This is a genomic window from Pirellulales bacterium (genome assembly GCA_035533075.1).
Taxonomy (GTDB): domain Bacteria; phylum Planctomycetota; class Planctomycetia; order Pirellulales; family JAICIG01; genus DASSFG01.
Genome location: DATLUO010000081.1, coordinates 75,662 through 102,557, shown reverse-complemented (window position 1 = coordinate 102,557; position 26,896 = coordinate 75,662). Strand labels below are relative to the sequence as shown.

Annotated in this window: 25 protein-coding genes; 11 read left to right on the top strand and 14 right to left on the bottom strand. The window is 63.4% G+C overall.

The window, feature by feature from the left end:
* The first annotated feature begins 6 nt into the window (after positions 1-6).
* The 8 genes from VNH11_11045 to VNH11_11010 all read left to right on the top strand — a co-directional run bounded on the left by VNH11_11045 (position 7) and on the right by VNH11_11010 (position 6,354).
* Positions 7-945, top strand: a complete 939-nt coding sequence (locus VNH11_11045) for a protein phosphatase 2C domain-containing protein (protein HVA46892.1) — start codon at positions 7-9, stop codon at positions 943-945.
* A gap of 223 nt (positions 946-1,168) precedes the next feature.
* Positions 1,169-1,906 (top strand): 2-C-methyl-D-erythritol 4-phosphate cytidylyltransferase, encoded by a 738-nt coding sequence (gene ispD, locus VNH11_11040; protein HVA46891.1) that lies wholly within the window; start codon positions 1,169-1,171, stop codon positions 1,904-1,906.
* Position 1,907: 1 nt separating this feature from the next.
* On the top strand, positions 1,908-3,188 hold the full coding sequence (gene tyrS / locus VNH11_11035; protein HVA46890.1) for a tyrosine--tRNA ligase: 1,281 nt from the start codon (positions 1,908-1,910) through the stop codon (positions 3,186-3,188).
* A gap of 25 nt (positions 3,189-3,213) precedes the next feature.
* Positions 3,214-3,741: a hypothetical protein gene (locus VNH11_11030; GenBank protein HVA46889.1), complete on the top strand. Its 528-nt coding sequence runs from the start codon at positions 3,214-3,216 to the stop codon at positions 3,739-3,741.
* A 28-nt stretch (positions 3,742-3,769) separates the two neighbouring features.
* On the top strand, positions 3,770-4,192 hold the full coding sequence (locus VNH11_11025; GenBank protein HVA46888.1) for a hypothetical protein: 423 nt from the start codon (positions 3,770-3,772) through the stop codon (positions 4,190-4,192).
* A gap of 12 nt (positions 4,193-4,204) precedes the next feature.
* Positions 4,205-5,701, top strand: a complete 1,497-nt coding sequence (locus VNH11_11020) for a DUF1501 domain-containing protein (protein HVA46887.1) — start codon at positions 4,205-4,207, stop codon at positions 5,699-5,701.
* Positions 5,702-5,770: 69 nt separating this feature from the next.
* Complete coding sequence (locus tag VNH11_11015; GenBank protein ID HVA46886.1) at positions 5,771-6,007, top strand: hypothetical protein; 237 nt, start codon at positions 5,771-5,773, stop codon at positions 6,005-6,007.
* Positions 6,004-6,354, top strand: a complete 351-nt coding sequence (locus VNH11_11010; protein HVA46885.1) for a type II toxin-antitoxin system PemK/MazF family toxin — start codon at positions 6,004-6,006, stop codon at positions 6,352-6,354. Before VNH11_11015 ends, VNH11_11010 begins: the two co-directional genes overlap by 4 nt.
* Positions 6,355-6,666: 312 nt before the next feature.
* On the opposite strand, the gene VNH11_11005 is transcribed toward VNH11_11010, so the two are convergent.
* On the bottom strand, positions 6,667-7,713 hold the full coding sequence (locus VNH11_11005) for an SMP-30/gluconolactonase/LRE family protein (protein HVA46884.1): 1,047 nt from the start codon (positions 7,711-7,713) through the stop codon (positions 6,667-6,669).
* Positions 7,714-7,807: 94 nt separating this feature from the next.
* On the opposite strand from VNH11_11005, the gene VNH11_11000 reads away from it, so the two are divergent.
* Both VNH11_11000 and VNH11_10995 read left to right on the top strand, forming a co-directional pair.
* Positions 7,808-8,581 carry a cyclase family protein gene (locus VNH11_11000; protein ID HVA46883.1) on the top strand — a complete coding sequence of 258 codons (774 nt, stop codon included), beginning with the start codon at positions 7,808-7,810 and terminating at the stop codon, positions 8,579-8,581.
* 50 nt (positions 8,582-8,631) lie between these two features.
* Positions 8,632-9,231: a hypothetical protein gene (locus VNH11_10995; GenBank protein ID HVA46882.1), complete on the top strand. Its 600-nt coding sequence runs from the start codon at positions 8,632-8,634 to the stop codon at positions 9,229-9,231.
* Here the strand turns inward: VNH11_10995 and hypE are convergent.
* The 9 genes from hypE to VNH11_10950 all read right to left on the bottom strand — a co-directional run bounded on the left by hypE (position 9,228) and on the right by VNH11_10950 (position 20,662).
* Complete coding sequence (gene hypE / locus VNH11_10990) at positions 9,228-10,265, bottom strand: hydrogenase expression/formation protein HypE (protein ID HVA46881.1); 1,038 nt, start codon at positions 10,263-10,265, stop codon at positions 9,228-9,230. The two genes, VNH11_10995 and hypE, sit on opposite strands and share 4 nt — an antisense overlap.
* Positions 10,266-10,506: 241 nt before the next feature.
* Positions 10,507-11,622, bottom strand: coding sequence for a hydrogenase formation protein HypD (gene hypD / locus VNH11_10985; GenBank protein ID HVA46880.1), 1,116 nt, complete (start codon positions 11,620-11,622; stop codon positions 10,507-10,509).
* A gap of 22 nt (positions 11,623-11,644) precedes the next feature.
* Positions 11,645-11,953 carry a HypC/HybG/HupF family hydrogenase formation chaperone gene (locus VNH11_10980; protein HVA46879.1) on the bottom strand — a complete coding sequence of 103 codons (309 nt, stop codon included), beginning with the start codon at positions 11,951-11,953 and terminating at the stop codon, positions 11,645-11,647.
* A gap of 57 nt (positions 11,954-12,010) precedes the next feature.
* Positions 12,011-12,373, bottom strand: a complete 363-nt coding sequence (locus tag VNH11_10975; GenBank protein HVA46878.1) for a hypothetical protein — start codon at positions 12,371-12,373, stop codon at positions 12,011-12,013.
* An 80-nt stretch (positions 12,374-12,453) separates the two neighbouring features.
* Positions 12,454-14,616 carry a carboxypeptidase-like regulatory domain-containing protein gene (locus VNH11_10970; GenBank protein ID HVA46877.1) on the bottom strand — a complete coding sequence of 721 codons (2,163 nt, stop codon included), beginning with the start codon at positions 14,614-14,616 and terminating at the stop codon, positions 12,454-12,456.
* A gap of 294 nt (positions 14,617-14,910) precedes the next feature.
* On the bottom strand, positions 14,911-15,309 hold the full coding sequence (locus tag VNH11_10965) for a hypothetical protein (protein ID HVA46876.1): 399 nt from the start codon (positions 15,307-15,309) through the stop codon (positions 14,911-14,913).
* A gap of 15 nt (positions 15,310-15,324) precedes the next feature.
* Positions 15,325-17,034 (bottom strand): carboxypeptidase-like regulatory domain-containing protein, encoded by a 1,710-nt coding sequence (locus VNH11_10960; protein ID HVA46875.1) that lies wholly within the window; start codon positions 17,032-17,034, stop codon positions 15,325-15,327.
* A gap of 193 nt (positions 17,035-17,227) precedes the next feature.
* Complete coding sequence (locus VNH11_10955; protein ID HVA46874.1) at positions 17,228-17,887, bottom strand: hypothetical protein; 660 nt, start codon at positions 17,885-17,887, stop codon at positions 17,228-17,230.
* A gap of 444 nt (positions 17,888-18,331) precedes the next feature.
* Entirely contained in the window at positions 18,332-20,662 is a 2,331-nt protein-coding gene (locus tag VNH11_10950) for a UvrD-helicase domain-containing protein (GenBank protein ID HVA46873.1), read from the bottom strand.
* Between the two features lie 154 nt (positions 20,663-20,816).
* On the opposite strand from VNH11_10950, the gene VNH11_10945 reads away from it, so the two are divergent.
* Complete coding sequence (locus VNH11_10945; GenBank protein HVA46872.1) at positions 20,817-21,791, top strand: UDP-glucuronic acid decarboxylase family protein; 975 nt, start codon at positions 20,817-20,819, stop codon at positions 21,789-21,791.
* A gap of 308 nt (positions 21,792-22,099) precedes the next feature.
* Here the strand turns inward: VNH11_10945 and VNH11_10940 are convergent, their stop codons facing one another.
* The 4 genes from VNH11_10940 to ahcY form a co-directional block, all read right to left on the bottom strand.
* Positions 22,100-23,035: a ParB/RepB/Spo0J family partition protein gene (locus VNH11_10940; GenBank protein HVA46871.1), complete on the bottom strand. Its 936-nt coding sequence runs from the start codon at positions 23,033-23,035 to the stop codon at positions 22,100-22,102.
* On the bottom strand, positions 23,028-23,774 hold the full coding sequence (locus VNH11_10935; GenBank protein ID HVA46870.1) for a ParA family protein: 747 nt from the start codon (positions 23,772-23,774) through the stop codon (positions 23,028-23,030). The genes VNH11_10940 and VNH11_10935 overlap by 8 nt, the downstream gene beginning before the upstream one ends.
* A 244-nt stretch (positions 23,775-24,018) precedes the next feature.
* The gene (locus VNH11_10930; protein ID HVA46869.1) at positions 24,019-25,320 is read right to left on the bottom strand and encodes a DUF1015 domain-containing protein; all 1,302 of its coding nucleotides are present in this window, start codon (positions 25,318-25,320) and stop codon (positions 24,019-24,021) included.
* Between the two features lie 199 nt (positions 25,321-25,519).
* Positions 25,520-26,833, bottom strand: a complete 1,314-nt coding sequence (ahcY, locus tag VNH11_10925) for an adenosylhomocysteinase (GenBank protein HVA46868.1) — start codon at positions 26,831-26,833, stop codon at positions 25,520-25,522.
* Positions 26,834-26,896: the final 63 nt, after the last annotated feature.

Below are 26,896 nucleotides of genomic sequence, written 5' to 3'. Positions count from 1 at the left end.
TACGTTATGATTCTTGATACCTTCAACGTTCCCCAGGCCCACCGTCAATCGCCGCCGGGTAAAATCGACTGCTTCGGCATGACCGACCGCGGCATCGTCCGCGACATGAACGAAGACCAGTTCCTGGTGGCCGACCTGCGAAAATCGCTGCAGGTCCACCATACCAGCCTGCCCGCTGCCGATCCCGCGTATTTGACGGGCGGAACGCACGGCCAATTGCTGTTGGTGGCCGACGGCCTGGGTGGGCACGCTTCGGGCGAACGGGCCAGCACGCTGGCCGTCGATTGCCTGGCCCATTTCGCGGTGAACGCCATGCACTGGTGTGCCCGGCTCGACGACTGCGACGACGAACAGGTGTTTGCCGAATGGCAGCAGGCCCTGCGGCAATGCGACCAGCAAGTCCACGCCGAGGGCGAGAGCCGGCCTGAGCGCCGCGGCATGGGGACCACGCTGACCTTGGCCTACGTCGCTTGGCCGAACGCCTACGTGATGCACGCCGGCGATAGTCGTTGTTACCTGCTGCGCGACGGCCAACTGCAACAGGTGACGACGGACCACACGCTGGCCCAGAAATTTGTCGAGGCGGGCATGATTCCGGCGGAGCAGGCCAGCCGTTCTCGGTTCAGCCATGTGTTGTGGAATGCGATCGGCGGCAGCTCCGACTCGGTCAAGGGAGAGGCGCACAAGCTGGAACTGGCGCTGGGCGACGTGTTGCTGCTCTGCACCGACGGCTTGACCAAGGAGCTGGACGACGGGCGGATCACCGAAATCCTGAGCGGGCCGGAGCCGGCCGCCGACCTATGCCGGCGGCTCGTGGGCGGAGCCAACAACGCGGGCGGCGACGACAACTGCACCGTCGTCGTGGCCAAATTCATCGCCGGCAGCGATGGCAACGGACGGGCCAACGGCAGCTCGTTGACCGACACGGTGGAACTCCCGGAGTAGGTCGCCGGACGCCGAGCGGGCAAGAGTCTGTAGGGAACGGACTCCGTGCCGTTCCGCCGAATCCCGATTGATGATCGTTCGGTGCGCGCGGAACGGCACGGAGTCCGTTCCCTACAGATGCGAGCCGGTTCCCGCTCGCCTGGGACTGCTCCCAGGCGCTCTTGAGCGGCGATGCTCCAGCGGGAACAATGGATCACCGCGTATTGTGCCAAGGAGCGTCATAATGGCCAAGTTTGCTGTGATTTTACCCGCTGCCGGGGCGAGCAGCCGTTTCAAAGACAAAAACTACAAGAAGCCGTTCGCCCCACTGGCCGATCGGGCCGTGTGGCTGCATTCGGCCGAACGCTTCTTGCACCGCCAGGATGTGAAGCAGCTCATCGTGGTGATTTCCGCCGCCGACCGCGAAGACTTCGACTTCAAGTTCTCGTCGAACGTGGTCGTTTTGGGCATCGAGGTGGTCGAAGGCGGCAAGGAGCGGGCCGATTCGATCGAACGAGCGATGGCCCGCGTGAAGGCCGACGTCGATTTCATCGCCGTACACGACGCCGCTCGGCCCTGCCTGGCCGACGAATGGATCACCCGCGTGTTCGAGGCGGCCGAAAAAAGCGGGGCCGCCATCCTGGCCTTGCCCGTCGCGGCCACGCTGAAACGGGTGAAAGGCCAGACCATCGAAGAAACGGTCTCTCGCGAAGGGCTGTGGGAGGCCCAGACGCCGCAGGTGTTTCGGCGGCAGCTTTTGCTCGACGCCTACGCCAAGCGGGGATCGTTTCAGGCCACGGACGACGCCCAGCTCGTCGAGCGGATTGGGCATCCCGTGACGGTCGTGCCAGGCTCGCCCATCAACATGAAAATCACCACGCAAGAAGACCTGCGGCTGGCCGAGCAGGCGCTGAGGGCGATGCCCAAGCCGAAGTTCAAAGGGGCCGGGCATCCCTTCGCCGACGATAACATGTGGAGATGACGTGACCGACATCTTCGACGAGCTGCGCTGGCGCGGACTGATTCACCAGACGACCGACGACGAAAAACTGCCCGGCTGGCTGCGCGAAAAGCCGCGCACGCTTTACGCCGGCTTCGATCCCACGGCCGACAGCCTGCACGTGGGGCACCTGGTGGCGCTGATGATCTTGCGCCGCTTTCAGCAGGCGGGGCACCGGCCGATTGCGGTCGTGGGCGGGGCCACCGGCATGATCGGCGACCCTAGCGGCAAGAGCGAAGAGCGGAAGCTGCTGTCGCTGGAAGAGCTGCGGGCCAACGTGGCCACGATCGAGACGCAGATGGCGTCGTTTCTCGACTTTCATCGCGGGACCGGCTCGGCCCTGTTGGTGAACAACTACGACTGGATCAGCCGCTACAGCTTTCTGGACTTTTTGCGCGACGTGGGGAAGAACTTTCCGGTCAATGTGATGCTCACCAAGGACTCGGTGCGGGCACGGCTCGAACGGAGCGACATCGGGCTGAGCTACACGGAATTCAGTTACATGCTTTTGCAGGCATACGACTTTGTGCATTTGCACGACCATCATGGTTGCGAACTGCAGGTGGGCGGCAGCGACCAGTGGGGCAACATTACGGCCGGCATCGACCTGGGCCGGCGGATGCGCGGCGTGCAGCTTTATGGCATCACCACGCCGCTGTTGACCAAGAGCGACGGCACGAAGATGGGCAAGACCGAGGCGGGAGCGTTGTGGCTTTCGCCCGAACGGACGAGTCCCTATCAGTTCTATCAACACTGGATCAACATCGACGACTCGGACGCCGGCAAGTGCCTGCGTTACTTCACCGACCTGGGCCGCGAAGAGATCGAATCGCTCGACGCCGCCCGCGGCCAGCAGCCCGAACGGCGTGAAAGCCAGCGCCGCCTGGCCGAAGAGATCACGCGGCTGGTGCATGGCGAGGCGGGCTTGACCAAGGCCCGCCGCGCGACCGAGATCTTTTTTGGCGCGGAGTTCGGCGAGCTGTCGGACCTGGAACTAGGCGAGATTTTTCCCGACGTGCCGAGTCAGGAGCTGGAGCGCATCAAGCTGGCGGCGGGGCTGAATATCGTCGATGCCTTTGTGTCGGCCGGTCTTGCCAAGAGCAAAGGCGAGGCGCGGCGGACCATCGAGCAGGGCGGCGGCTACGTGAACAACCGCCGCATCGAGTCGATCGACCGCCAGCTTGGCGAGGCCGACCTTGCCAGCGAGACCGTGATGGTGCTTCGATCGGGCAGGAAGAAATACGCGCTGCTGCGGTTCACGTAGATCATCGGGTCATGGACAGCATGCTATGTTCGAGGAGGTGAAAATCTTTAGGACCGAGAGAACGATTGCCGTCGAGACCAAAGCCGGCCGTTCGATCGCGAATCTGGTCGAGTTGATGCCAGACGCAAAAGGGATCGCGGATTATGCCAGATTCGCAGCCCAACATGGAGGCGGCTGGATTTCACGCACCCCAGCCACGGGCGTGTATAATTGTGCTGGGATGGTTTGGGCAAGCCGGCGGACCAGCGTTCTCGATCCGCGTTTGTGGCAGCAGATCATTGACGATGACGGTTATGAATGGTTGCCGAAGAGTGTGTTTCCAATGCCCGGAGATGTTGCTGCCTACGTCGACTTGGACGCTGACGAGTTGCTGCACGTGGGCAGAGTCGCTTATCACGTTGAAGGTTTGAGCGCAGAAGGCCGCCGCGTCCCTATGATCATCAGCAAGTGGAATTCCGCCGCGGGGGAATCAATTCATCGTGAGTACGATGTACCATTCGCCAAGTGGGGCTTCAACTTTGAGATCCGTTACCTCACGGATCGGAGGCTGTAGCTGCATGTCACCTCTATTGAGCCGTCTGTTGGATCCGGAGTTCTCCGGAACCGTGGCTTCTCTGCCGAATCCAGCCGCCGTGCGACGGTACCTGGCGCGGTCGCCAGAAGTCATCGAGCTTCGCCAGGCACTGAGCACCGGCGAACTGGCTGACGACGCGACAAGGCAATTCGTCAATTCGCTCATGAGCGACTTCCAGCCCGGAAAGAGGTTTCATCATGAACCTGCGGTTGCGGCTGTTTGCGTCGCGCTCGAAACACGCGCAGGCAACTTCGCCGAGGAATACACTCATGACCTGGCGCAATTAGAACTGGCTGAAATGCCGACCGCTATCCAAGTTGCGCGTTTGTCGCTCGACGAACGGCAGCGCCTCTCGGTAACGCCGCCAACTGGTCACGTGATCGAAGCGCACCAGACGCAACAGACTCCGGTCCAAGAAGCACACAACTAGCAGCAATTCCGTATGCTCCGCATTCTGGGTTCCAACCGCCGGCTGTGCGATGGCCTGAGCCGCCGCGAATTGCTGCGGGCGGGCGGACTCAGTTTGCTGGGACTCTCGGCCGCCGACCTTCTCAAGCACGAAACGCTGCACGCCGGCGAGGCCGCGGCGGCGGCCGGTTTTGGCCAGGCCAAGGCGTGCATTCTGCTCTATCTTTACGGCGCGCCGAGCCAACTGGAAACCTACGATCCGAAGCCCGACGCGCCCGTCGAAATCCGCGGCGAGTTTACAACCATCGACTCGGCCGTGCCGGGCATGCAGGTCTGCGAGTATCTGCCCAACCTGGCCCGCGTGCTCGATCGGGCCGCCGTGGTGCGGTCGATGACCCATCCGTACAACATCCATTCGGCCGCCTACGCGCTCACGGGGGTGCCGCAGGTCGATATCCCGATGGAGCTGAACCCCTACGACTCGCGGCATTGGCCGTTCATCGGCTCCGTGCTCGATTACCTCGAGCGTCGCGACCGGCCCGGCCTGGTGCGCGAGGTGCCGGGCAATGTGGGTCTGCCGTTTCAGTTCAGCAGCCGCTGTGGGGAGTTTGCCCGTGGCGGACCTTATGGCGGCTTTCTGGGCCAGGCGTATAACCCGGTGTGGACCGAGTTCGAGGGCAAATCGACCGGCGTCGTCAATCGTTGGCGGGGCGAGCGCGACGTGCCGGTCGCCGATCCGTATCTGGGCATCTCGCCCTCCGACCGGTTGGTGCTCTCGCGCGCGGCCCAACTACAACCGGAGATCACGCTCGACCGGCTGAGCCGCCGCCGCGACCTGCTCGCGCAGTTCGACCTGGCCCGACGCCAGCTCGACGCGCATGCCGCGGTCGAGACGCAGGGCCGCTTTCAGCAGATGGCCTTTTCGCTGATGACCTCCCCAGCGGTCCGTTCGGCGCTCGACATCCAGCAAGAGCCCGCCGCGCTGCGCGAACAGTACGGCATGACGCTGTTTGGCCAAGCCACGTTGGCGGCGCGGCGGTTGATCGAGGCAGGCAGCCGGCTGGTCACCGTCTTCTGGGATGAATATACGACGGCCAACAGCGCCTGGGACACGCACTTCGACCACTTCACGCGGCTGAAAGACGAACTGTTGCCGGGGCTCGATCGGGCTTTTTCCGGGCTGGTGCTCGACCTGGAGTCGCGCGGCATGCTCGACACGACGCTGGTGGCCTGCATCAGCGAGCATGGCCGCACGCCGCGAATCACGAATTCACGCGGCGGCGGCCGCGAGCACTGGTCGCGAGCTTATGGCGGGCTGTTCGCCGGCGGCGGGATCAAGCGCGGCGCCGTCGTCGGCCGCACCGACAAGCACGGCGGCGACGTGGTCGATCGCCCCGTCTCGCCCAAGGATATTTTGGCGACGATCTATCATCTGCTCGGCGTTGATGCCGGCACGATGCTGCACGACCGCCTCGGCCGCCCGCTGCCGCTGGTGGCGGAGGGGCATGTGGTGAGGGAGATGCTGGCGTAGCTTGAATGCGTTGAGGCGTCACTCTATGGGACTTGATTCGATCGAAATTGATTGAAAGAATGAGACCAAATGACCCTCAGCAAGGCACAACGCGAAGCAGTTGAGACCGGCGGTTCGGTCGGGATGACCATCGACGGGATCGACTGCGTGGTAGTGCGTGCAGACGTCTACGAAAGACTTCGAGCGATTTTAGCGGACGAGCTTAGCCACGACGAGTTGCGCGCCGTGCTGGCGCGCTCCGCTGAGGGGAGCGATTGGCTCGATCCGTCGATGGACATCTACGACGAATACGACAAGCACCGATGAATCGCGGCGACATCGTGCTCCTCTTCGTGCCTTTCGTCGGATCGCGGGGCGGCAAGACTCGACCCGCGGTGGTCGTGCAGTGCGACGCGTTGAACCGCTCGATCAGAGAGACCGTGATCGCCGAGATAACGTCGAACATCTCGCGCGCCGGTAAGGCGCACCAAGTGTTCATCGATATCTCAACGCATGAAGGGGCGGCCACGGGGTTGCTCACTAATTCGGTAATCCGGTGCGAACGTCTTCACACTGTTCCGCAGTCGGACGTCAAGGCAACGATTGGGGCGTTGTCGACAGCCCACCACCAGATGCTGAACGATGCACTAAAAGCCGCCCTCGCCATTCGATAGATAACGAAGCCGAAGCCCGCGAACCATGCCCCCCGATCGCCTCACAATGCGCTCTTTCGTCGTCGGCAGCTTCGGCGGCAAGTTCTTTGTCGAACTGCTCTTTGTTGGCATGGTACCATGCCAACGCAGTATAGATTTCGCTCAACGTTCGTCGTGGATATTGCGCGACAATGTCCTTGGCACTCAGACCTTGCTTGTGGAGGGTGACGATCTGGTTTACCGTCATTCGCGTGCCGTCGATGCGGAGCCGGCCACCGCATATTTCCGGCGTTCGCACCAAATTCGTCGGCAAAACTGTCGGCATAGTGCTGGTCATTCCTTCCACGGAATATGATACCCCGTCGCGTTCAACCGGATGCGATAGAGGCTGGTGTCGACGGTGATATAAAGCACGTTGCTCTCGTCGCCGATGCCGAAGTCGCAGTTGCTCGGCAGCCCGTGCGGCTCCTTGGCGTCGGGCTGTGAAGGACCGGTGGGAATGAAGGCGATTTCACGCCCATTCGGATCGAGAATCAGCACGCCGGGCCGCTTCGAGCTGCGGGCCGTCAGGTAAAGATTCCCCTTGGTATCGAGCGTCATGCCGTCGCAGCCCGATTCTTTGCCGAAATCATAGACCACGCGGCCAGCGCCTGAAACCAGGCCGTTTTCGCCCAACGGAAAAGCGCGGATCTTCATGGCGCCTTTTTCCGGCGGTGGAGCGCTGCGGTCGATCCGGTCGGTGCCGTTGTTGTTGTCGGCCACATAGAGCGTCTTCTGATCGGCCGACAGGGCGATGCCGTTGGGCTTTTCGATCTCGTGCGTCACTTCCATGACCGTCTTATCGTGGTCGATGCGGTAGACGGCACGGTGCTCCAACTCGCGCGGCTCGTCGCCCAAATAGCGCGGATCGGTGAAGTAAATGCGTCCCCGCAGGTCGATGCACAAATCGTTGGGAGCGTTGAAACGCTTGCCCAGGTAGCGATCGGCGATCACTTCGCGCTTGCCCGTCTTGACGTCCCAGCGCGAGACGCAGCGGCCGCCATAGTCGGCGCCTTCGCAGGCGATCAAAAAGCCTTCGGCGTCGAACATCAGACCGTTGGCCTTATGGCTGTCGGCGGCGAAGACCGTCGTCTCCTTGCTGGCCGGGTCGAACCGCAGAATCTGTCCCTTTGCCTTGCCGTCGGGGATGTCGGTGAAGTAGATGCTGCCGTCGGGCGCGGCCGCCGGGCCTTCAGTCAGACCGCCGGTGATCGGGGCCGAACGGGTAAAGAGCAGCTCGAGCTTGGCGTCGGGGGGCACGATCGGCTCATCGGCCTGGACCGCATTCCAGGCCCAAACCACGAGCGAAGCGAAAGTGAAACAGAGTAAGCGGGCGTACATGGCAGTTCCTGGCAGTTGTTCTGGCGGAGAGAAGTCCCTTGGAGTTTAATCAATGAACTTCTGAGAAGCCAGCAGAAGGAAGAGGAACTTTTTCGTGCGAATCGTCGATCTCAGCCTGCCTTTGGACAACGATGCCGACTGGGCCCCGCGTTGGGCACGCAGCCATGTTTGGCGGCAGGACCACCGCTTCGGGGCACGGGCCGTCGGCTGGCTGTTCGGCCTGCCGCGAAAATACCTTCGCACCCGGCTCGGCTGGGCCAACGACGTTATCAAGCTCTCGACCCACGGCACGACCCACGTCGACGCCCCCTGGCATTACGGCCCGATCAGCGAAGGCCGGCCCGCCAAAACGATCGACGAAGTGCCCCTGGAGTGGTGCTACGGGCCGGGCATCAAGCTCGACCTGCGGCACAAAGGCCACGGCGAGGCGATCGCCGTCGCCGATCTGCGGGCCGAACTGGTGCGCGTGGGCCATGCCTTGCAGCCGCGCGACATCGTGCTCATTCAGACCGGCAACGACCGGCTGGTGGGCAGCCGGGAGTATTTCACCCGCGGCTGCGGCATGAGCGCCGAGGCCACTCGCTGGCTGCTCGACCAGGGCGTCAAGCTGACCGGCATCGACTCCTGGGGCTGGGACGTACCGTTGCCCGTACTCGCCCAGCGGGCCAAGGCCGAACGCCGCGACGACATCTTCTGGGCGGCCCACTACGTCGGCATCGACAAAGAATACTGCCACATCGAGCGGCTGACGAATCTCGACCAGCTTCCGCCGCACGGCTTCACGGTTTGCGCGTTTCCATTAAAAGTCAAAGGCGGCTCGGCCGGCCCGGCACGCGTGGTGGCACTGCTGCCGGAGGCCGATGTATAATCGACTACCCTGCATTCCGCTGACCGACATGAAACTTTTTCAGTACCCCGATGTCCTACGCCGATTTCACGCTCGATTCTGCCGCGGCGGCGTTGGGCATCTCCGTTGAACCAGCCGTTTTGTTTGCCCAACTCGCACCGGTCGCCGCGCCAGTCTGGCTCCAAGAGGCGCTCGGTCGCGGCTTGCGCCAGGCGTTGGTGAGCGAAAAGGCCCGTAGCGAATTCATCGTCGTTCCCATTCTTTTGGCGACGCAAGAACTAAGTCCAAAATCGCTGGCGATTTACTCCGGCCAAAGATTGGATGTCGATCCCAATCAGGGCCTGGTGGGGGAATGCGATTTCATCCTCGCGGCGGGCGCCCCGCTGCCCACTCTCCGCTCCCCGATTATGACGGTCGTCGAAGCCAAGAAGAATGACGTGGAAGGCGGCATCGGCCAATGTTTCGCACAAATGGCGGGCGCGCGACTGTTCAATCAGCGGTCGGGGCAGAACGGCTCCGAGATGTATGGCTGCGTGACGACCGGCGAGGACTGGCAGTTTCTCAAGCTGGCGGGCAGCCTCGGCCAAATCGATCAGGGGCGTTATTACATCGATAATGTCGGTGGCATTTTGGCCGTGTTCGAGGCCATCGTCGCGCGGGCAACAAGCTAGCAAATCCGCGGCAACGGATCGCCGATCAACATATCGACCACCCGCACGCCGCCGAACGACGACCTGGCCAATACCCGCGCCATCGGCGCCGCGGTGATTTCGCCCAGGATGCAGGCCCGTTCGCCGCCGGGCGTGCGCCGCAGTGCGTCGAGCGCCGCGTCGGCCGCCTCCGCTGCCACCACCGCGACGAACTGCCCCTCGTTGGCCACGTGCAGGGGATCGACGCCCAGCAGCTCGCAGGCCCCGCGCACGTCGTCATCCAGCGGCACCGCCTCTTCCTCGATGGTCACCGCCACGTTCGCCTCGCGGGCCAGTTCGTTGAGCACGGTCGCCACCCCGCCGCGCGTGGCGTCGCGCATCCATTTGACGCCCGTGCCGGCACGGGCCAACAAGCGATCGATCAGCTCGACGAGCGGCCGCGTGTCGGAAAGAATGTCGGCCTCGATCTCCAATTCGGCCCTGGCCAGCATGATGGCCATGCCGTGGTTGCCGATGGGTCCAGACAGCAACACGCGGTCGCCGGTCGCCACGCGCGAGATCGCCAGATCGGCACGAGCATCGACGATGCCCACGCCGGTGGTCGAAATGTACATTCCGTCGCCTTTGCCGTGTTCGACCACTTTGGTGTCGCCGGTGACGACGTCGACGCCCGCGCGACGCGCGGCCGCGGCCATCGCCTCGACCTCGCGGCGTAAAACTTCCGACGGCAAGCCGGCCTCAAGGATGAAGGCGGCGGCGATGGCCACGGGCCGGGCGCCGGACACGGCCAGGTCGTTGACCGTGCCGTTGATGGCCAGCTCGCCGATGGAGCCGCCCGCGAATTTGAGCGGCTGAACGACAAAACTGTCGACCGTCATCGCCAGGCGGCCTGAGGGGACCGCCAACAGGGCCGCGTCGGACAAAGCGTCGAGCGCCGGATTGGAAAACAAGGGCCGAAACAGCCCCTCCACGAGCCGCCGCGACGCTTCGCCGCCCGCCCCGTGGGCCATGAAGATTTGTTTGTCGTGGAAATGAACGGCGGGCGGTTCGAGCATGCGATTTTGGGGCGTTTGGTGTTTGGTCGGCTCTCGGCACTTGAATGATGAAAAACACGGTGGCCGGGGGGAGAGCCTAAGCGACGCCCCGACGCCGCGCGACCGGGACATCGCCTGGCCGCATGGCTTATCGAGATGCCAGCCGTTCTTCGGCCAGACTCTGCCCCAACCGCCGCTATTGTCTGAGTGATTCTGCCACCCACGGCGGTTACTTCTACCCTGCACTGCCCGCGGCGTGCGGTCAAGCCGTAACGACCGGCAACCGCACGCCGGAGTATTTGAAATGGGCCGCGCAGGCGCCTTCGGAAGAGACCATCAGCGCACCAATTGGATGTTCGGGCGTGCATTCCGTGCCGAACAGCTTGCACTCGTGCGGTTTGAGCACCCCTTTGAGCACCTCTCCGCACTGGGCCGCTTTCGGATCGGCCACGCACACGCCGCGAATGGACATCACCTGCTCGGCATCCCAGGCGGCATAGTTTTCGCGGATCCGCAAGGCCGACTGCGAGATAAATCCCAACCCGCGCCACTCGAAGTGCGGCCGAATCTCAAACACCTCGGCCAAGGACTTGAGCGCCGCCACATTGCCCTGCCACGGCACCACGCGGCCGTATTGGTTTTCGACCTTGCTCTCGCCGGCCCGCAACTGTCGCAAGAGCATCACCAGCGATTGCAAGATGTCGGCCGGCTCGAAGCCCGACACCACGATCGGGCAGCGATAATCGCGGGCAATAAATTCGTAAGGCCGGCAGCCGATGACCGTTGAAACGTGCCCAGGACCGATGAAGCCGTCGAGCCGCATATCGGGCGACTCGAGAATCGCCCGGATCGCCGGCACGATCGTCACGTGGTTGGAAAAGACGGCGAAATTCCGCACCCCCAGCTCGCGTGCCCGTAATACCGTGAGCGCGGTCGAAGGAGCCGTGGTCTCGAATCCGATGGCGAAAAAGATCACCTGCCGGTCCGGATGCCGCCGGGCGATCCGCAAGGCATCCAAGGGCGAATAGACGATCCGCACATCGGCCCCACGGGCCTTGCTCTCCAGCGGGCTGCCTTTCGAGCCGGGCACGCGCATCATGTCGCCAAAGGCCGTGAAGATGACGTTCGGATCGTTGGCCAGATCGAGGCCGTCGTCGATCCGCCCCATCGGCAACACACACACAGGGCAGCCCGGCCCGTGAATCAGCTCCACTTCCGGCGGGAGCAACTCCTTCAGGCCGAAGCGATAGATCGAGTGCGTGTGCCCGCCGCAAACCTCCATGATGCGGTACTTTCGGCCCGGTTCGACCAGCGAGCGGATTTCGCATAGGGCGTTGCGCAAGAGTTGCGGGTCGCGGAATTCATCGACGTATTTCATGTCACGCCTTTGCCTTGGTGCCCTACGTGTAGCCGCTGGCTTCTTCTTGCGCCGCGCCCGCCTCGCCCAACTGGCGGAGTATCTCCAACTGATCGGCCGCTTGCTGCTGGCTGATCTTGCTCATGGCGAAGCCGACGTGGACCAGCACCCAGTCGCCGACGTCGGGCGGATCGTCTTCGAGCAACTGCAGACTCACCTTGCGGCGCACGCCCATGATGTCGACGGTCGCGGTGCCGTTGTCGTCATTGGCAAATTCGCTGACTTGGGCGGGAATGGCAAGGCACATGTTCGAGACCGGTTCGCAAGTGAGAGGCAAGATCACTTCACGCATTGTTGACGGTTCAAAAAAGCTGTCAACCGTGAAGAGAAGCGACAGGAGGTGTGGCGGCTAATACCCCACGATCTTCCGATCGGCGCGCCAGTAGGCCGGGCCGTAAGGAGTCACGCCCATAATCAAGCGGCGGCCCGCCCGCGCCTCGTCCAACGGACTTGTCGAGTACCGATGCCTGTAGGGAATCAGCATCGCGCTGGGCTGATAGGAGTAGCGGCGCTGTGATGTCCACCGCCGGGCATACTGCGACGGCGTGGCCACCTGCCGATTCCAGGCCCAGCCGCTGATTCTTCGACCGTTGACGGTGGCACTGGTGCCCACCCAGTTGCCCTCCATCTTTAAGACCTTCAATCGCTGCCCCTGCGAGAGCGCGGCCAAAGTGTGCCAGCCGCGCATCAGCGGTGTGCCCTCGTTGGCCACAATGATCTCCTGGCCCGCACGAAACGCCTGACCGACGTTTCCTTCGGGAGAGGCCGGAGAGTATCGCCTGAAATCGGCGGCTAGGGCGGCAACGGCCTGTCCATCGCAGAAGGCTTCCAGAAGGGGGCGGAATTGGAATACTCGTTCCGCCCGTTCCAGCGCTCGGGCAGTGGCAGCGCCAAAGCGTAGAGGAGATTAAACCGCAAGCGGTCGTCAACTTCGGGGAAGGCGGCCCGCGCGGCAGCGGCCTCAGCACGTGGTTGCATCTTCGATGAAGGCGCATCGGCAAGCGCGTCGATGAAGCTCTTCGCCCACCGCGGATCGACATGCAGCAGCGCATGCAGGATCATGTCCGGTTGTTCCGCTGTGGGCCCTGCGCAGGCATTCGCAGCCAACGGTTCCAGCAGCGCCCGCGCAACGTCGCGGTCGTACCTGGCGAGCAGCTTCGCCAACTCGATGTCGGCCCGTTCAGCTTGATTATTGAGATTGTTTCGACCGGGGCGCGGCAGCCGCAAGGCCAGCGACCGCCAAAACAGTTCGCCGCAGAGATCGGGATCGACCCGTTCGGCCACCGGCAAGAGCCACGCCGCAATCGCCGGCGCCGACTCCAGAGGCAGCCCCGCAAGCCAACTCTCGTCGATGGGAAGCCGCGGAAGCTCCTCTCGCACCAACGCCGCCAAGAGCCGGCGTGCCTCGGCCGGCTGCGTCTCGGCCAGCGCCAGAATGATGGCGCCTTTTTCCCGATAGCGCATGATCGCTTCTTCGGCGTCCGCGGCGACCTGTTCGGCTAGCGGGCGGTCGACTTTCGCCAGCCGATAGCAGAATTCCGCGGCCGCACGGCCTTCGACGCCCGTTCGCCCTCGATCCTTGCGCATCGCCTCCGCAACCAGATTCCAGGCTTCGACGGCCCGCTGGGGATGATCGGGCAGCAATCCGGCGGCCACGCGGCCGCCGGACCGCCGTAAGTAAAAGGCCGCTTTTGCAAGCCAGTCGATGGCGCGGTCCGCATCGTCATGCGCCGCCGCCAGCGCAACACGAAAGAACGCAGACTGCGCCGCTCCGTCAGGAATCAAACTCTTCGCGTCGTTCTCAGCCTCGGCAAGCACCTGCCTGGCGCGCGCAACTTCTCCCAGGGCAAACAAGCGTTCGGCCACGCTTGCCAAAACCCCCACGCGCCGTATGGGATCTGGGATTTTTCGCGCGTGCGGCACTGCCAACTCGAGCCATTCAAGCCGCATCGCCTGCTCGCCCTCGTCCATCTCGCCGTTATGCATCTCATCGGAAGCCTGAATCAGCTCCGCGGCCTTGTGGTACTCGTCGTCGCCCGCTTCGATCATCCCGCGCACCTCCTCCCACGAGAGGCGGTCGCGATGTGTTATGACCGAAAGAACGGCGAAATTGCGAAGTCGATCGCGGGCCGGCTTATCGACGTCGACCAACCAATCGAGATGTTGGAAAGCTTCCAGGCCGTTGATTTGGGTCCAGCACGAGAATCCTCTGAACTTCAGTTCAGGCGTGCCGGATTTCGCCAACCGCTCAAGCCAGGGATCGAGCACGGCACGCGCCAGAGCGTACTCCTCGTCTGGGGAGAGCAGGGGCGGCAAGGTGGCCTTGGGTTCGGCGGGCTCGTCGAGCGAGGTCAGCACGAGTGTTGCCTCAGCCTGATCGGCCGGCAAGCGCACGCCCGTAAAACGGTGGCCGGGCTTTTCGGCGAACAAGAACACGCCGCCTTTCGGCACTTCCGTCAGGAGGAATTTTCCGCCGCCTTTGCTCCTCCCTTCGACCCGCTCGTGTCCGTCGCCCGAATTGAACACCGTGGCGCCGTCGACCGGCCGGCCGCGGCGATCGAGTACCAGCCCGGTGATGAGGCGCAGACCTTTGAGCGTGATGTCGGGCGCTTTGGTTGCCACGGCGTCTTTGGCGACTTTAATCCAGCCGCTTCGGCCGGCGAGCATGCCCCCGGCCTCGGCCACGATCTGTGCGTTCCCGGCGGCCAGCACGTCGGGCGAAACGAACCGTCCTTCGGCGTCGGTGAGCAGTACGTCGCCGCCGTCGAATTCAACCGGCCGATCGGCGAAGCGGCCATCGGGCCCTCTGAGCTTTTGCCAGACTCGCACCTCCGCCCCTGCCAGCGGCTTGCCGGCCGAATCGACGACGCGGCCTTCGATGGTCGCCGCGACCGCCGAGCGCGCCAAACTAGTAATCATTACCCCCAATGAGACGACGAGGAACAAGGACCGCATAAGCACAGCTCCCGAAAGAACAGCCGCGAGTGGACGCATCGTGGTTATATTACCCCTGCCGCGATGGCAAGCCAACGTCCCGCTTCTTGGCGCCGCATCGCAGATCAGGCAGAAGCGGTACACGGGCAGATCGGCGCTATCGGAACACTATAATAATCAACGCTGATTCACACTAATCGGAATATTGGTTTTCTTTCGTCGATTAGCGAAGACTAGTGTCGCTTAGTGTTCTCGAAGATGCTTGTGTAAGGATGATCTCATGTTCAAACAAGAAGGCTACGACCTTATGGCTGCTCATTGACGGTCTGGATCCCAGAAGCCGTACCAACGATCTGGTCCGCGCCGCGCCAAGGTCCAAACGAAGCTCTGTCTGGCGCCTTCGACAGCATAAACTCTCGACGCGGATACGGCGGCGGCGACACGATCGAGCAACTCGCGGCCCGCGTGCGAGTCGACGTACACCGCCGCAGCGATCAGATCGCGGGCGAATTGCGCCGCGGATTGGGCCGCCTGCAATGCCTGAGGCGACTTCAGCTCCGTCGCGGCCGGCAGCATCAACTGCTCTACGGATTCGACAATGGGATCGAGCAAGGCCCGAGCAAGGTGGCGGTCGTACCTGGCGAGCATTTTCGCCAGTTCCAGATCGGTGGCCTCGACTTCTTCGTTAAAATGGTCGCGGCGCGGACGGGGCAACCGCAACGCCAACGATCACCACAGGATTTCAGCGCACAAGTCGGGGGCGACGCGCTCGGCGATGGGCAAGAGCCAGGCCGCCGTAGCCGGGGCCGACCACGAACGGAACCAGCGGCTTTCGTCGGTCGCAAGCCGCGAGAATTCGTCGCGAATCAGCAGCTCCAACCGCCTGCGCGCCCCGGCCGGGTCGCACTCCGCCAACGCCAACGCGATGGCGCCCTGACCCCGAATGCGCAAAGCGGCCTGTTCGGTCGCGACGACCAACCGCTCGGCACGAGCGATATCGACCTTTGTCAAGCCGTAACAGATATCGGGCAGGAACGATGAAACCCGCGGCGGAGCCCGCGCATCGGCGGCTCCGTGGTGTGTCATGGCGAAGTCCCAAATCTTCTCTGCCAGCTCGGGCCGCTGGCGCAGCAACCGCGAGGCAAGCTCGCCGTCGCGCCGCTCATAAGCCGGGCCGTTTTGGACTTTTTCCCACCAACGAAACGCACGTTGGGGGTCTTGGTGAACGGTCGCCAACGCCAGCTCGCCGATCGCGTTCGTCGCCGCGGCAAGGTGAGGAATCGACTCGGCTGATGTTTCGGCTTCGGCCAAGACCGCCGTGCCCCGATCGCGGTCGCCGACCGAAAAGAGGCTACCAGCGATGACCGCCAGGAGTTGCGCACGCTGCGCGGGGCCGTCGATGCGTCGCGCATGAACCAGCGCCGCATCGAGCCAAGCCCGTTGTTGTTGCCGATCGCCGTTGCCTAGATGACGGGTCGCCAGAACATACTGGTAAGCCATTGCGAACGGCTGGTCGCCCGCTTCGATCAACTCCTGGAGTTTATCGGTGGAAATCGACACCTCCCGCGTAATGGCGATGTTGAGAAACTCATTGCGCGACGCGGTGCGATACTTCGGCGATTGAACGCCGATTGCGTCGATGGCCTCGAACGCTTCCAACGGGTCGATATGCGAGAGAGACGCCAGTGCAAACATTTTTTGCATCTCGGTGCCCGATCGTGCTTCGCGAAGCCACGGATCGAGGACCTGGCGAGCGAGGGCCTTCTCGTCGTCGGGCGAAACAAGCGGCGGCAACGTGGCGAGCGGTTCGACCTCCTCATCGACCAACGCCAACGTAAAGCCGGCGATCGATCGACCAACCTCTAGCCGCTGGCCGGTAAACCGATATCCAGATTTCTCGGCGAACAGAAAAACGGGGCCTTCTGGAACGCCCTCGAGAAGGAACTTGCCGGTGCGGCCTGTCTTCGCTTCGACGCGCCGGTGTCCGTCGCCTGAGTTGAACGCAGTGACGCGCGCGACCGGTTGTCCGCGGCGATCGTTTACATCACCGGTGACCGTCCGCAGGCGCCTCAGCAGAATGTCGGGAGCCGCAACAGCCGCGTCGTTGCCGATCTCAATCCAGCCGCTTCGGCCGGCGAGCATGCCGTCGGCTTCAATGACGATGCGGGCAAACGCCTCGCCGGCCAGCACGTCGGGCGAAACGAACCGCCCGTCGGCGTCGGTGAGCAGTACGTCGCCGCCGTCGAATTCAACCGGCCGATCGGCGAAGCGGCCATCGGGCGCTCTGAGCTTTTGCCAGATTCGCACCTCCGCCCCTGCCAGCGGCTTGCCGGCCGAATCGACGACGCGGCCTTCGATGGTCGCCGCGACAGTCGAGCGCGGCGATCGTGTCAAACTTGCAAGCACCAGCCCCAACCCGAGGAAGAACAACCGTCGCATGAAAACACCTACCGAAATAAAGGCTGCGCGCATATTGACCCACCGAGTTCGATTATACACGCCCGAGAAAGACAGGCGCGTCTGGGCCTCGTGGGCGAGAAGTTCGCGGAACCGAAGTAGGCCGGCAAAGACCACCAGAGCGCCGGTGGTCTCACCGGCCAGTTCGATCGCAAGCGGCGGGCGGCCGCCGCGATCAGATCCCGATGGCCCGCACCATGTCCCAGAGCCAGCGTCGCTTGGGAATGCCCCGCCGAATGTAATCCAGCGGCTGCAACAGGTGCTGCGCGTACGAGTCCGGCTGCGGGCACGCGCCGGCCAGACGCTGCAACTCGGCCACCAGTTGGTCCAGCAGCCGCGCGACGAGATCGAACGGATCGCCGCCCGCGGCAACGGCCGGCGTCTTTTCCGGCGGACTGCTGGAGGCGGGCTGGCCGGAGCCGACCGCCCTGGCCGCCGGCGCCGGCAATTGATTTGCCGCGCCGGCGTGCGGGTTGGCGCGGCCGTCGGATCGCGGCAGACCCTTCAACAGTTTGGCGATCTGCCGTTGGCTGAGATCACCAGCGCGCTGGTGATCACCCCCCACCTGGTTCCAATTCACGACCAGGCGCATATAACCTCGGGCGGTGCTCGGTCCGCCATCGAAGTTCGCCCCGAGCCAGGCGGTGAACTTCCCCTTCTCGCAGATTTCTCTCGCTTGCAAGAGGGCGCGGCCCACTTCCAGGGCGTTGGCCACCGCTTGCTGCAGCGATTCCGCCACCCGCCCGTGCGCCTCGTTGGCCCGCCGGGCCAGCCGCGCCAAGTCGGCCTGGCGGTCGGGCGGCTGATTTTCATTCGCTCTCAATTCGTCACTCATGGTCAAACTCCTTTGAAACAACGATTCTGGATGCGGCTTCGACCGTCGGAGCCGCGATTACGGTTAAGTGTACCCACGCCCATTTAATAGTCAAGTGGTTCTAGTACAATTATTTGTTACATTACTATTCACATAGATGACGTCTCAAAACGGCGCCGTGAAAAGCCGCCCGCGCCACGGCTTTCTTCAACCGCCCGCCAAGTTGCTGTATTCCACGGGGACAGGTCCGGTGGCTGGGGCAGAAGCTGGCCGCAGTCGATCCGGCCAGCGCAATACGTACCGCCGGCCAGCGATGCCCCGGTGGCGCTACCGGGGCATCGCCGCGGCGGAGCGGTTTCCGAGGAACTGCCCAATCGGCGCGGCTCTGCTCCAGCCACCGCCGTTGCGTTTCTGCTGTTGAGGCGGGTGGTTGACTTTCTTTCGTGCCCGCCAAGGGTCCGGACGTCATGCCGGCGGCGGCTGTGCCGGCGGTTCTTGCCGGAGGGGCTGCAAGGGAGATTGCGCCAGGACGAACTTCCGCTGCCCGGCGGTCGCGAAGGCGACGGTGGCCGTGCGGCGCAGGCCGCTGCCCGACAACGCCACAACCTTGCCGATTCCGTATTCAGGGTGCAACACGACCATGCCCTGATGAAACGCTTCGGGCGAGAGCCCCGTCGCACTCCCGGCAGCCGAAGCAAGCTGCGCCGCAGTGGTCAACGACGGTAAACGGGCCTGGCCGCGGCCCGCATTCTCCGTCGCTTCCGGCGGTTGCCACACAACCTCGTCCTCATGCGCGTGGAGCTCGACCATATCGTGCGGCGATGCATCCTCCCACTCGTGGACGTCGGGCAGGGCTGCGGCCGGCTCCGCCCAGACGGCTTCGGTCGCGTCGAGCTCGTCGCGCGGCAACTCCATCAGGAACTTGCTCGGCACCGACATCTTCCGCCGGCCGCGAAACTCCCGGTACTGCGCCAGGCTAAGCTGCAATTCTTCCTCCGCCCGCGTGATGCCGACGAACAGCAGCCGCCGCTCTTCTTCCAGATCATTGAGGTCGTTCTGGGCGCGTTCGTGCGGCAAAATTCCCTCTTCGATGGCCACGATGTAGACGCAGGGGAACTCCAGGCCCTTGGAAGCGTGCAGGGTCATCATCGCCACGCGGTCGTCCGAGGGCTCCCAGACGTCGACGTCGTTGATCAGACAGACTTCCTCCAAGAATTCTTCGAGATGTCCCTCGCCCGGAGCCAGCTCGTCGAACTCACGGGCGGCGGTGAGCAGCTCTTGGATATTGGCCAGCCGCTCCTGGTCTTCCTCGAGGCCGCTTTCCGCCAGCGGCGCCTGATAGCCGGTCTCATTGAGCACGTGGCCAAGAATCTCTTCGACGGGCCGCATCGACACCAGGTTCAAGCGGTCGAAGAGGGCCACAAACCGTGCCACGGCCACGGCGGCCTTCTTGGGAATGGCTTCGATGATGCCGGCCTCGCGGGCGGCTTCCAAGAGCGACTTGCCGCGGCGCGTGGCGTAGTCCGCCAGGCGGTCGAGGGTCGACTTGCCGATGCCGCGCGGGGGCGTGTTGACGGTCCGCAAGAAGGCCATGTCGTCGCGCGGGTTGTTGAGCAGCATCAGGTAGGCGAGTACGTCCTTGATCTCCTTTCGCTGGTAGAACTCGACGCCGTTGACCATCTGATAGGGAATGCCGGCGCGACGCAGGGCGAACTCCAAGGCCCGCGACAGGGCATTGACCCGATAAAAGATGGCAAAATCGCTCGGCCGGCGGCGGCCGCTGTGGATGGCTTCGGCGATCTGCGCGGCGATGTGGTCGGCCTCTTCGGCCTGGTTCGGGTAGGCCACGTAGCGCACCGGCGGGCCTTCGGGGTTGTCGGTGAACAGCCCCTTTTTTTTGCGGCGCTGATTGTGCGAAATCAACTCGGCCGCAACCCGCAAAATGCGCTTGGTGCTGCGATAGTTCTGCTCCAAGCGGACCACATGCACGTTCGGAAAGTCGTGCTCGAAGTTGAGGATGTTGTTGATGTTTGCCCCGCGCCAGCCGTAGATCGACTGGTCGGGGTCGCCCGTCACCGAGAGATTGGGATAGCTGACCGACAGCGCCCGCACGATGGCGTACTGCGCCAGATTGGTGTCTTGATACTCGTCGACCAGGATATAGCGGTAGCGCGCGTCGAGCGTCTCGCGCAGCTCGGGGTTGGCCCGCAGCAGCGTGGCCACGTGAAGCAAGAGGTCGTCGAAATCGACGGCGTTCGAGGCGAGCAGCCGTCGCTGATAGGTCGGATAAACTTTGGCCACGACGGCCCCCAGCGGTTGCCCGATGCGGGGCTGGTAGTCGTCGGGAAGGATGAGGTTGTTCTTGGCCCAGCTTATGGCGGTGGCAACCTGCTGGGGCGTAAAGTGCTTGCCGTCGGCATGGGCCTCGTGGCAGGCGCGACGCAGTACGGCGGCGCTGTCGCCGGTGTCATAAATCGTATAGTTCTCTTGCAGGCCGACCAGCGGAGCATACTGCCGCAACAGCCGCGCGCAAAAGCGGTGGAAGGTGCCGATCCACACCGCTTGGCCCGGCGCGAGCCGCTCGACGCGGCTTTTCATTTCGTCGGCCGCCTTGTTGGTGAACGTCAGGGCGAGGATCTGCCTGGCCGCGATGCCGTGCCGCAGCAGGTTGGCGATGCGGTGCGTGACGACGCGCGTTTTGCCGCTGCCGGGTCCGGCCAGGATCAACAGCGGCCCGTCGATATGTTCGACGGCCTGGCGCTGGGCCGGGGTAAGGGAATCAAGAACGTCGCTCACTCGCTCCATCCTGCACAATCCTATCCGCATCGCCCGGCGACGCCAACACGCCGGGACCGCGGTCGGTATACCTCCCAAACGGCATGAGCTAAGATTACTGCGGATGGCCGTCGCGGATCCTGAACCCTGAACCCTGAACCCTGAACCCTCATCTGTGCCTAACATCAAACGCATTCTCGTGACCGGCGGCGCCGGCTTTCTCGGCTCGAAGCTCTGCGAGCGATTGGTCGAGGAAGGGCACGACGTGATCTGCCTCGATAATTTCTTCACGAGCCAGAAGAGCAACGTCTCGCACCTGCTGGCACGGCCCAACTTCGAGCTGGTCCGCCACGACGTCACGCAGCCGGTCTGGCTGGAGGTCGACGAGATTTACAACCTGGCTTGTCCGGCCGCGCCGGGCCATTACCAGTACAATCCCATCAAGACGATGAAAACCTCCGTGATGGGTGCGATCAACGTGCTGGGCATGGCCAAACGCTGCCGGGCCAAAGTGCTGCAAGCCTCGACCAGCGAGGTCTACGGCGACCCCGAGGTCCATCCCCAGCCGGAAAGCTATCGCGGATCGGTGAACCCCATCGGATCGAGGGCCTGCTACGACGAAGGCAAGCGGGCGGCCGAGACGCTGTTTTTCGACTATCACCGCATGAACCGGGTGGATATTCGCGTGGTGCGGATCTTCAACACCTACGGGCCGGGCATGCACCCCTTCGACGGTCGCGTCGTGTCGAACTTCATCCAGCAGGCGCTGGCCGGCCGCGACATCACCATCTTCGGCACGGGCGAGCAAACGCGTAGCTTCTGCTTCCGCGACGACCTGTTGGAGGGGATGATCCGCATGATGAACGGGCCGGACGATTTTGTCGGCCCGGTCAATCTGGGCAATCCAGGCGAGTTCACGATCAAAGAACTGGCCCAGCTCGTGCTGGAACTGACCGGATCCAAGTCAAAGCTCGTCTATGAGCCGGCACCGGCGGACGACCCGCAGCAACGCCGGCCCGACATCACTTTGGCGAAACAGCGTCTTGGCTGGGAGCCGAAGGTGCCGCTGCGCGAGGGACTGGTGCCGACCATCGCTTGGTTTCGCTCCATCGACCTGCGGCACTACCGCCCCCCGACGCCGAATTATTGAGGTTTGACTTCGCGATCGTTGCGCGGTGCAATAAATCTGGCTCGAATACTTGGCAATCAAGCCCATCGAAACCTGACGATGTCAAGCGGCGCGCGGCCAGGGCAGAGCGACAGGCTGAAGCCGAACGGCGGCGCGTCGCGGAGCTTGAGGCGGAAGTCCGTCGGTTGCGGCAGGCACGACCAGACGGCGACCGCTAATGACCCACCCAGCCGCAGTTCGTCGACAACGGTGGGCCGGCGCTCGCGAGCTCGCTTGCCCCACCTTACATATCAAAGCGAGTCGCGCACAGCTTAGGGCGAATCCGGTGCTCATCCCACCTGGCTCCGCAACTGCCGACCCTCGGCGCAAAGGGAGGCGTGAAGTCGCTCAAATTCGTCGGCGTTGGCAAAGTGAATCACGATGCGACCGCGGCCCTTGGCGCCCTGGCGCACGTCGACCTTCGTGCCCAGCGCCGTGCGGAACTCCTGCTCCAGCGAGGTTAGGTTCGGCTGACGTTTGCGAGGGGTCTTGGCCGGCTCACCGTCGCCCGACACAACGCTCAGCGGCTCCTCGTCGGCCGTGCGAATTGTGTCCTGAACGAGCGTCTCGGTTGCCCGAACGCTCAGCCCTTCGGCCACGATCCGTTGGCAGAACGCGACCTGCTGCTGCTCGTCGCCCAGCGGAAGCAAAGCACGAGCATGTCCGGGACTGACCGCGCCCGAGCGGACCGAGTGCTGGACCGGCTCGGGCAATTCCAGCAGCCGAATCAGATTGGCGATCGTCGAGCGATCGAGTTGCAGGCGGCGGGCCAACTCGTCCTGCGTGCATTGATAGGTTTCCAAATAGCGTTGGAACGAGGCGGCCTTTTCCAATGCGTTCAAGTCCTTGCGTTGCAGATTCTCGACAATGGCGATTTCGGCCGTTTTGCGATCGTCGGCCTCGATGAGCTGCACCGGCACATCGGCCCAGCCCGCCTTGATGGCCGCGCGCAGCCGCCGCTCGCCGGCCACGAGCTGATAGCGCTCTTCGATGCGGCGGACCAGCACCGGCTGCAATAGGCCGTGCTGCTGCAAGCTCTCGCAAAGCTGGTCGATCTCCGTTTCGTCGAACTCGCGGCGGGGCTGATAAGGGTTGGCTTCGATATCGTAAACGCTCACCCGCAAGGGCCCGGCCGAAGTCGCGCTGGCCGTAGGCGCCGCTTGCCCGGCCGGCGGCGTGCCGAGAAGTGCCTCCAAACCACGTCCCAAACGTCGCTCTTTACTCATTTTCCAAAACCTCCATGCAAAGTTCGACATAAGCCCGCGCACCCCTCGTGCGCGGCGCGTAATCAATCACAGACAGCGCGTGGCTGGGCGCTTCCGACACCGCCACGTCACGCGGAATCACAGTGCGGTAAACGATCTCGCCGAAGAAGTCGCGGACCTCGTCGTCGACCTCGCGGGCCAGCTCCAAAGCGTGGTCGTACATCGTCAGCAAGATGCCGCCGAACCGCAGCCGGCCGGGCTCCTGCTGCATCACTTCGCGAATGACCTCGATCATCTGCGTCAGGCCCTCCATCGCAAAATACTCGCACTGAATCGGCATCAGCACTTCCGTAGAGCTGGCCAGGGCCAGCCGCGTAAGCTGCCCGAGCGAGGGCGGGCAATCGATCAGCACGAAGTCGTAAGCGGTCAGTCCGGCGTCGAGGTGCTGCCTGAGCGTGGCCGACCGGCTCTCGTTGCCCTGGGCCAAGGCGTCGACGTCGCGGAAGTTGCGGCTGCCGGGCAACAACTCCAAATTGACGGTGGTGGTCTGGAAAAGTGCCTCTTTGAAGGGCTGCGACGAGACCAGTGGATGATGTTCGGCCGGACGCTGGCCCAGGCCGCTGGTGGCGTTGCACTGGGGATCGAGGTCGATGAGCAGCGTGCGGGCGCCGCTTTTGGCCAGCGCAACGGCCAGGTTGACGGCGGTGGTCGTCTTGCCCACGCCGCCCTTCTGATTGGCCACGCACAAAGTCCGGCCCACGGCTGGTTCCTTGGTTCTAAAGCTCGACCTGGCCGCCACGATTCGCGGATGGGATTCTAGCACTGTGGTTGCCCGGCGCGGAATATCAAAGCGTCGGCCGCGACGGAACAACCGTCGCGTTCCACGTGGAACGCACCAACGGAGCAGCGGGCAGATCCGGGTTTCACGTGAAACCCGCGCTATGCGGCAAAACCGGTCCGACATGCGTTGCGGGCGTAAGGTGGGCCAAGCCGACCGGACGCCGTCATTCCAGCGGATTAAAGACCAAACCGCTGAGCAGCTTGGGATAGAAATACGTGCTCTTGGCCGGCATGCGTTCCCGGTGCTCGCTGATCTGCCGCACGTGATCGACGGTGGCGGGCATGACCAGCGCCGCCAGTGGAAACTCGTCCCCCGCCAACCCTTCGACGACCTCCTCTACCAAGTGTACGTATCGTGGTTTTGGCAAGTCGCGGGCCGCCAGCAGGTGATCGACCACCAGGCGGTGCAGGACCGCCACGCCCAGCCCGTGCCAGGCCGGGCTGTGATCGGCGGCCAATTCCGCCATTTTGGCGCGACCGGCGTCCGTGACGGTCGCCACCACCCAGCGTTCGTCGGCAGCGGTGTAAAGACCGAGCGTGCCTTGCTCTCCGGAGTACTCGATTTCTTCCCAGACCGTTGGGGCCAGGTCGGCGCCTTCGCCCGCGATGCGCGTGGTGAATGCGTTGCCCAGCTTGGCGATCAGCTCCCCGGAGTTCATGGCCGGCAGGCCGCGGAAAAGACGGTGCGTGGGAAGCACGATCATGCCCGGATCGCTCATTCCTACGCACATCATCAGCACGTAGTTCGCCGGATGGCTCGCCGGCAGCGGCCCGCGGGCAGCCAGCTCATCGCGATAGTTGCAGGCCGTTTCATAGCGGTGATGCCCGTCGGCAATGAACACGGGCTTGGGTCCCATCAGCGCCGCAAGCTGCGAGATCGTCTTCACGTCGGCGACGGGCCAGATCCGGTGGATGACGCCCAGGTGGTCGGTCGCTTCGATCGGCGCGGCGCCTGCGATCGCCGCTTCCAGCAACTGCTGCGCTTCGCTATCGGCATCGGGATAAAGCCCAAACACTTGGCTCAAGTTGGCTTTGCAGGCGCGGGTGAGCATTAGACGGTCTTGCTTCGGACCGGCCATCGTCTCTTCGTGGGGGAAGATCTTTCCTTCGCCGAACCGCTCCAACCGAATGCGGGCCATGAAGCCCCGGCGGCGATAGGTCTTGCCGGCGTAGTCGAATTGCGAGTGGTAGACATAGACGGCAGGGTCGGGCTCGGTCCGCAGCACGCCTTCGTCGCGCCAGTTCTTCAAGAACCGGGCCGCCCGGCTATAGCGGTTGTTTTGGACGTCGTCACCAGGTTCTTCTCGGTTCAGGATCAGCCGGATGCAGTTGGCCGGGTGACGTTTATAAAGCTGGTCCTGCAGGTCCGGGCCGATCACGTCGTAGGGCGGGGCGACGACGTCGCTGAGCGAGCCGACGTGACCCAGGTCGTAGCGAAGTGCTCGAAAGGCTTCGATTTGTGGCATGGTGCTGTAAGGTGGGACCAACGAGCTTGCGAGCGCCGGCCCACCGTAATGGAGTGCGAAATAAAAGAGGCTTCGGGTGTTTTATGCCCGAAGCCCTTGGGGGTTGTCAAACGCGAACGCTATGGAGGATGGCCTTCCTAGGCCGTCCCGTGAATTAAAGTGCGACGGGACTGCCTGGGAAAGCCATCCTCCCTCGCCGCTAATACCGGTAAAACTCCGGCTTGAACGGCCCTTCGACCGGCACACCCAGATAGTCCGACTGCTTGGCGGTCAGCTTGGTCAGCTTCACGCCCAGCTTGCCGAGGTGCAGCCGGGCAACTTCTTCATCGAGTTGCTTCGGAAGCACGTGGACGCCCAAGGGAAAGTTCTCTTGCTCCGTCCAAAGCGCGATCTGCGCCAGCACCTGGTTGGAGAACGACGTCGACATCACAAATGACGGGTGCCCGTGGGCGCAGCCGAGATTCACCAGCCGGCCTTCGGCCAGCACAATGATCGACCGGCCGTTGGGAAACGTGTAGCGGTCGACCTGCGGCTTGACCTCGATCTTGCGGACGTTTTTCTGGCTGTTCAACCAGGCCATGTCGATTTCGAGGTCGAAGTGTCCGATGTTGCAGACGATGGCGTCGTTGGGCATCACCGCGAGATGCTTGCCGGTGATCACGTCGCAGTTGCCCGTGGCCGTGACGAAGATATTGCCGCGAGGAGCGGCGTCTTCCATCGTCGTGACCTCATAACCTTCCATCGCGGCCTGCAAGGCATTGATGGGGTCGATTTCGGTGACGATCACCCGAGCGCCCAGCGACCGCATGGCGTGAGCGCAGCCCTTGCCGACATCGCCATAGCCGCACACGACCACCACCTTGCCGGCGACCATCACGTCGGTGGCCCGCTTGATGCCGTCGGCCAGCGATTCGCGGCAGCCATAAAGGTTATCGAATTTGCTCTTGGTCACCGAGTTGTTGACGTTGATGGCCGGCACCTTCAGCTCGCCGCGAGCATGCATCTGATAGAGGCGGCTGACGCCGGTGGTCGTTTCTTCCGAGATGCCGCGAATAGCGGTCAGCAGCTCCGGGTACTTTTGATGCACCATCGCCGTCAGATCGCCGCCGTCGTCGAGCACCATGTTGAGCGGCTGACCGTCGGGGAAAAACAGCGTCTGCTCGATGCACCAGTCGAACTCCTCGTTGTTCATGCCCTTCCAGGCGTAGACGGGGACGCCGGCATCGGCGATGGCCGCGGCTGCGTGGTCCTGCGTCGAGAAGATATTGCAACTGCTCCAGGTGACCTCGGCTCCGAGTGCCTTGAGGGTCTCGATGAGCACCGCGGTCTGAATGGTCATGTGAAGGCAACCGGCGACGCGGGCGCCTTTGAGCGGTTGGCTGCGGCCGTACTTTTCGCGCAGGGCCATCAGCCCCGGCATCTCGTTTTCGGCCAGCATGATTTCTTTGCGGCCCCAATCGGCCAGCGACAAATCGGCAACTTTATAGGGCAGTTTGGTTTCGACCTGTGGCACAAGTAACTCCTTAAGTTTCAACGGGTTGCGCGAAGAGATGCCCGCGCCGGCAGCAATCGGGAT

Bases quoted from the DNA above. Each gene is read 5' to 3' on its own strand.
- VNH11_10955 (HVA46874.1), bottom strand. From the start codon at position 17,887: ATGAGTGACGAATTGAGAGCGAATGAAAATCAGCCGCCCGACCGCCAG.
- VNH11_11005 (HVA46884.1), bottom strand. From the start codon at position 7,713: ATGTACGCCCGCTTACTCTGTTTCACTTTCGCTTCGCTCGTGGTTTGG.
- VNH11_10960 (HVA46875.1), bottom strand. From the start codon at position 17,034: ATGCGACGGTTGTTCTTCCTCGGGTTGGGGCTGGTGCTTGCAAGTTTG.
- VNH11_11010 (HVA46885.1), top strand. From the start codon at position 6,004: ATGAATCGCGGCGACATCGTGCTCCTCTTCGTGCCTTTCGTCGGATCG.
- hypD (HVA46880.1), bottom strand. From the start codon at position 11,622: ATGAAATACGTCGATGAATTCCGCGACCCGCAACTCTTGCGCAACGCC.
- VNH11_11020 (HVA46887.1), top strand. From the start codon at position 4,205: ATGCTCCGCATTCTGGGTTCCAACCGCCGGCTGTGCGATGGCCTGAGC.
- VNH11_11015 (HVA46886.1), top strand. From the start codon at position 5,771: ATGACCCTCAGCAAGGCACAACGCGAAGCAGTTGAGACCGGCGGTTCG.
- VNH11_10930 (HVA46869.1), bottom strand. From the start codon at position 25,320: ATGCCACAAATCGAAGCCTTTCGAGCACTTCGCTACGACCTGGGTCAC.
- VNH11_10970 (HVA46877.1), bottom strand. From the start codon at position 14,616: ATGCGGTCCTTGTTCCTCGTCGTCTCATTGGGGGTAATGATTACTAGT.
- VNH11_11030 (HVA46889.1), top strand. From the start codon at position 3,214: ATGTTCGAGGAGGTGAAAATCTTTAGGACCGAGAGAACGATTGCCGTC.
- VNH11_10940 (HVA46871.1), bottom strand. From the start codon at position 23,035: ATGAGTAAAGAGCGACGTTTGGGACGTGGTTTGGAGGCACTTCTCGGC.
- VNH11_10995 (HVA46882.1), top strand. From the start codon at position 8,632: ATGTCCTACGCCGATTTCACGCTCGATTCTGCCGCGGCGGCGTTGGGC.
- VNH11_11045 (HVA46892.1), top strand. From the start codon at position 7: ATGATTCTTGATACCTTCAACGTTCCCCAGGCCCACCGTCAATCGCCG.
- ispD (HVA46891.1), top strand. From the start codon at position 1,169: ATGGCCAAGTTTGCTGTGATTTTACCCGCTGCCGGGGCGAGCAGCCGT.
- VNH11_10980 (HVA46879.1), bottom strand. From the start codon at position 11,953: ATGCGTGAAGTGATCTTGCCTCTCACTTGCGAACCGGTCTCGAACATG.
- hypE (HVA46881.1), bottom strand. From the start codon at position 10,265: ATGCTCGAACCGCCCGCCGTTCATTTCCACGACAAACAAATCTTCATG.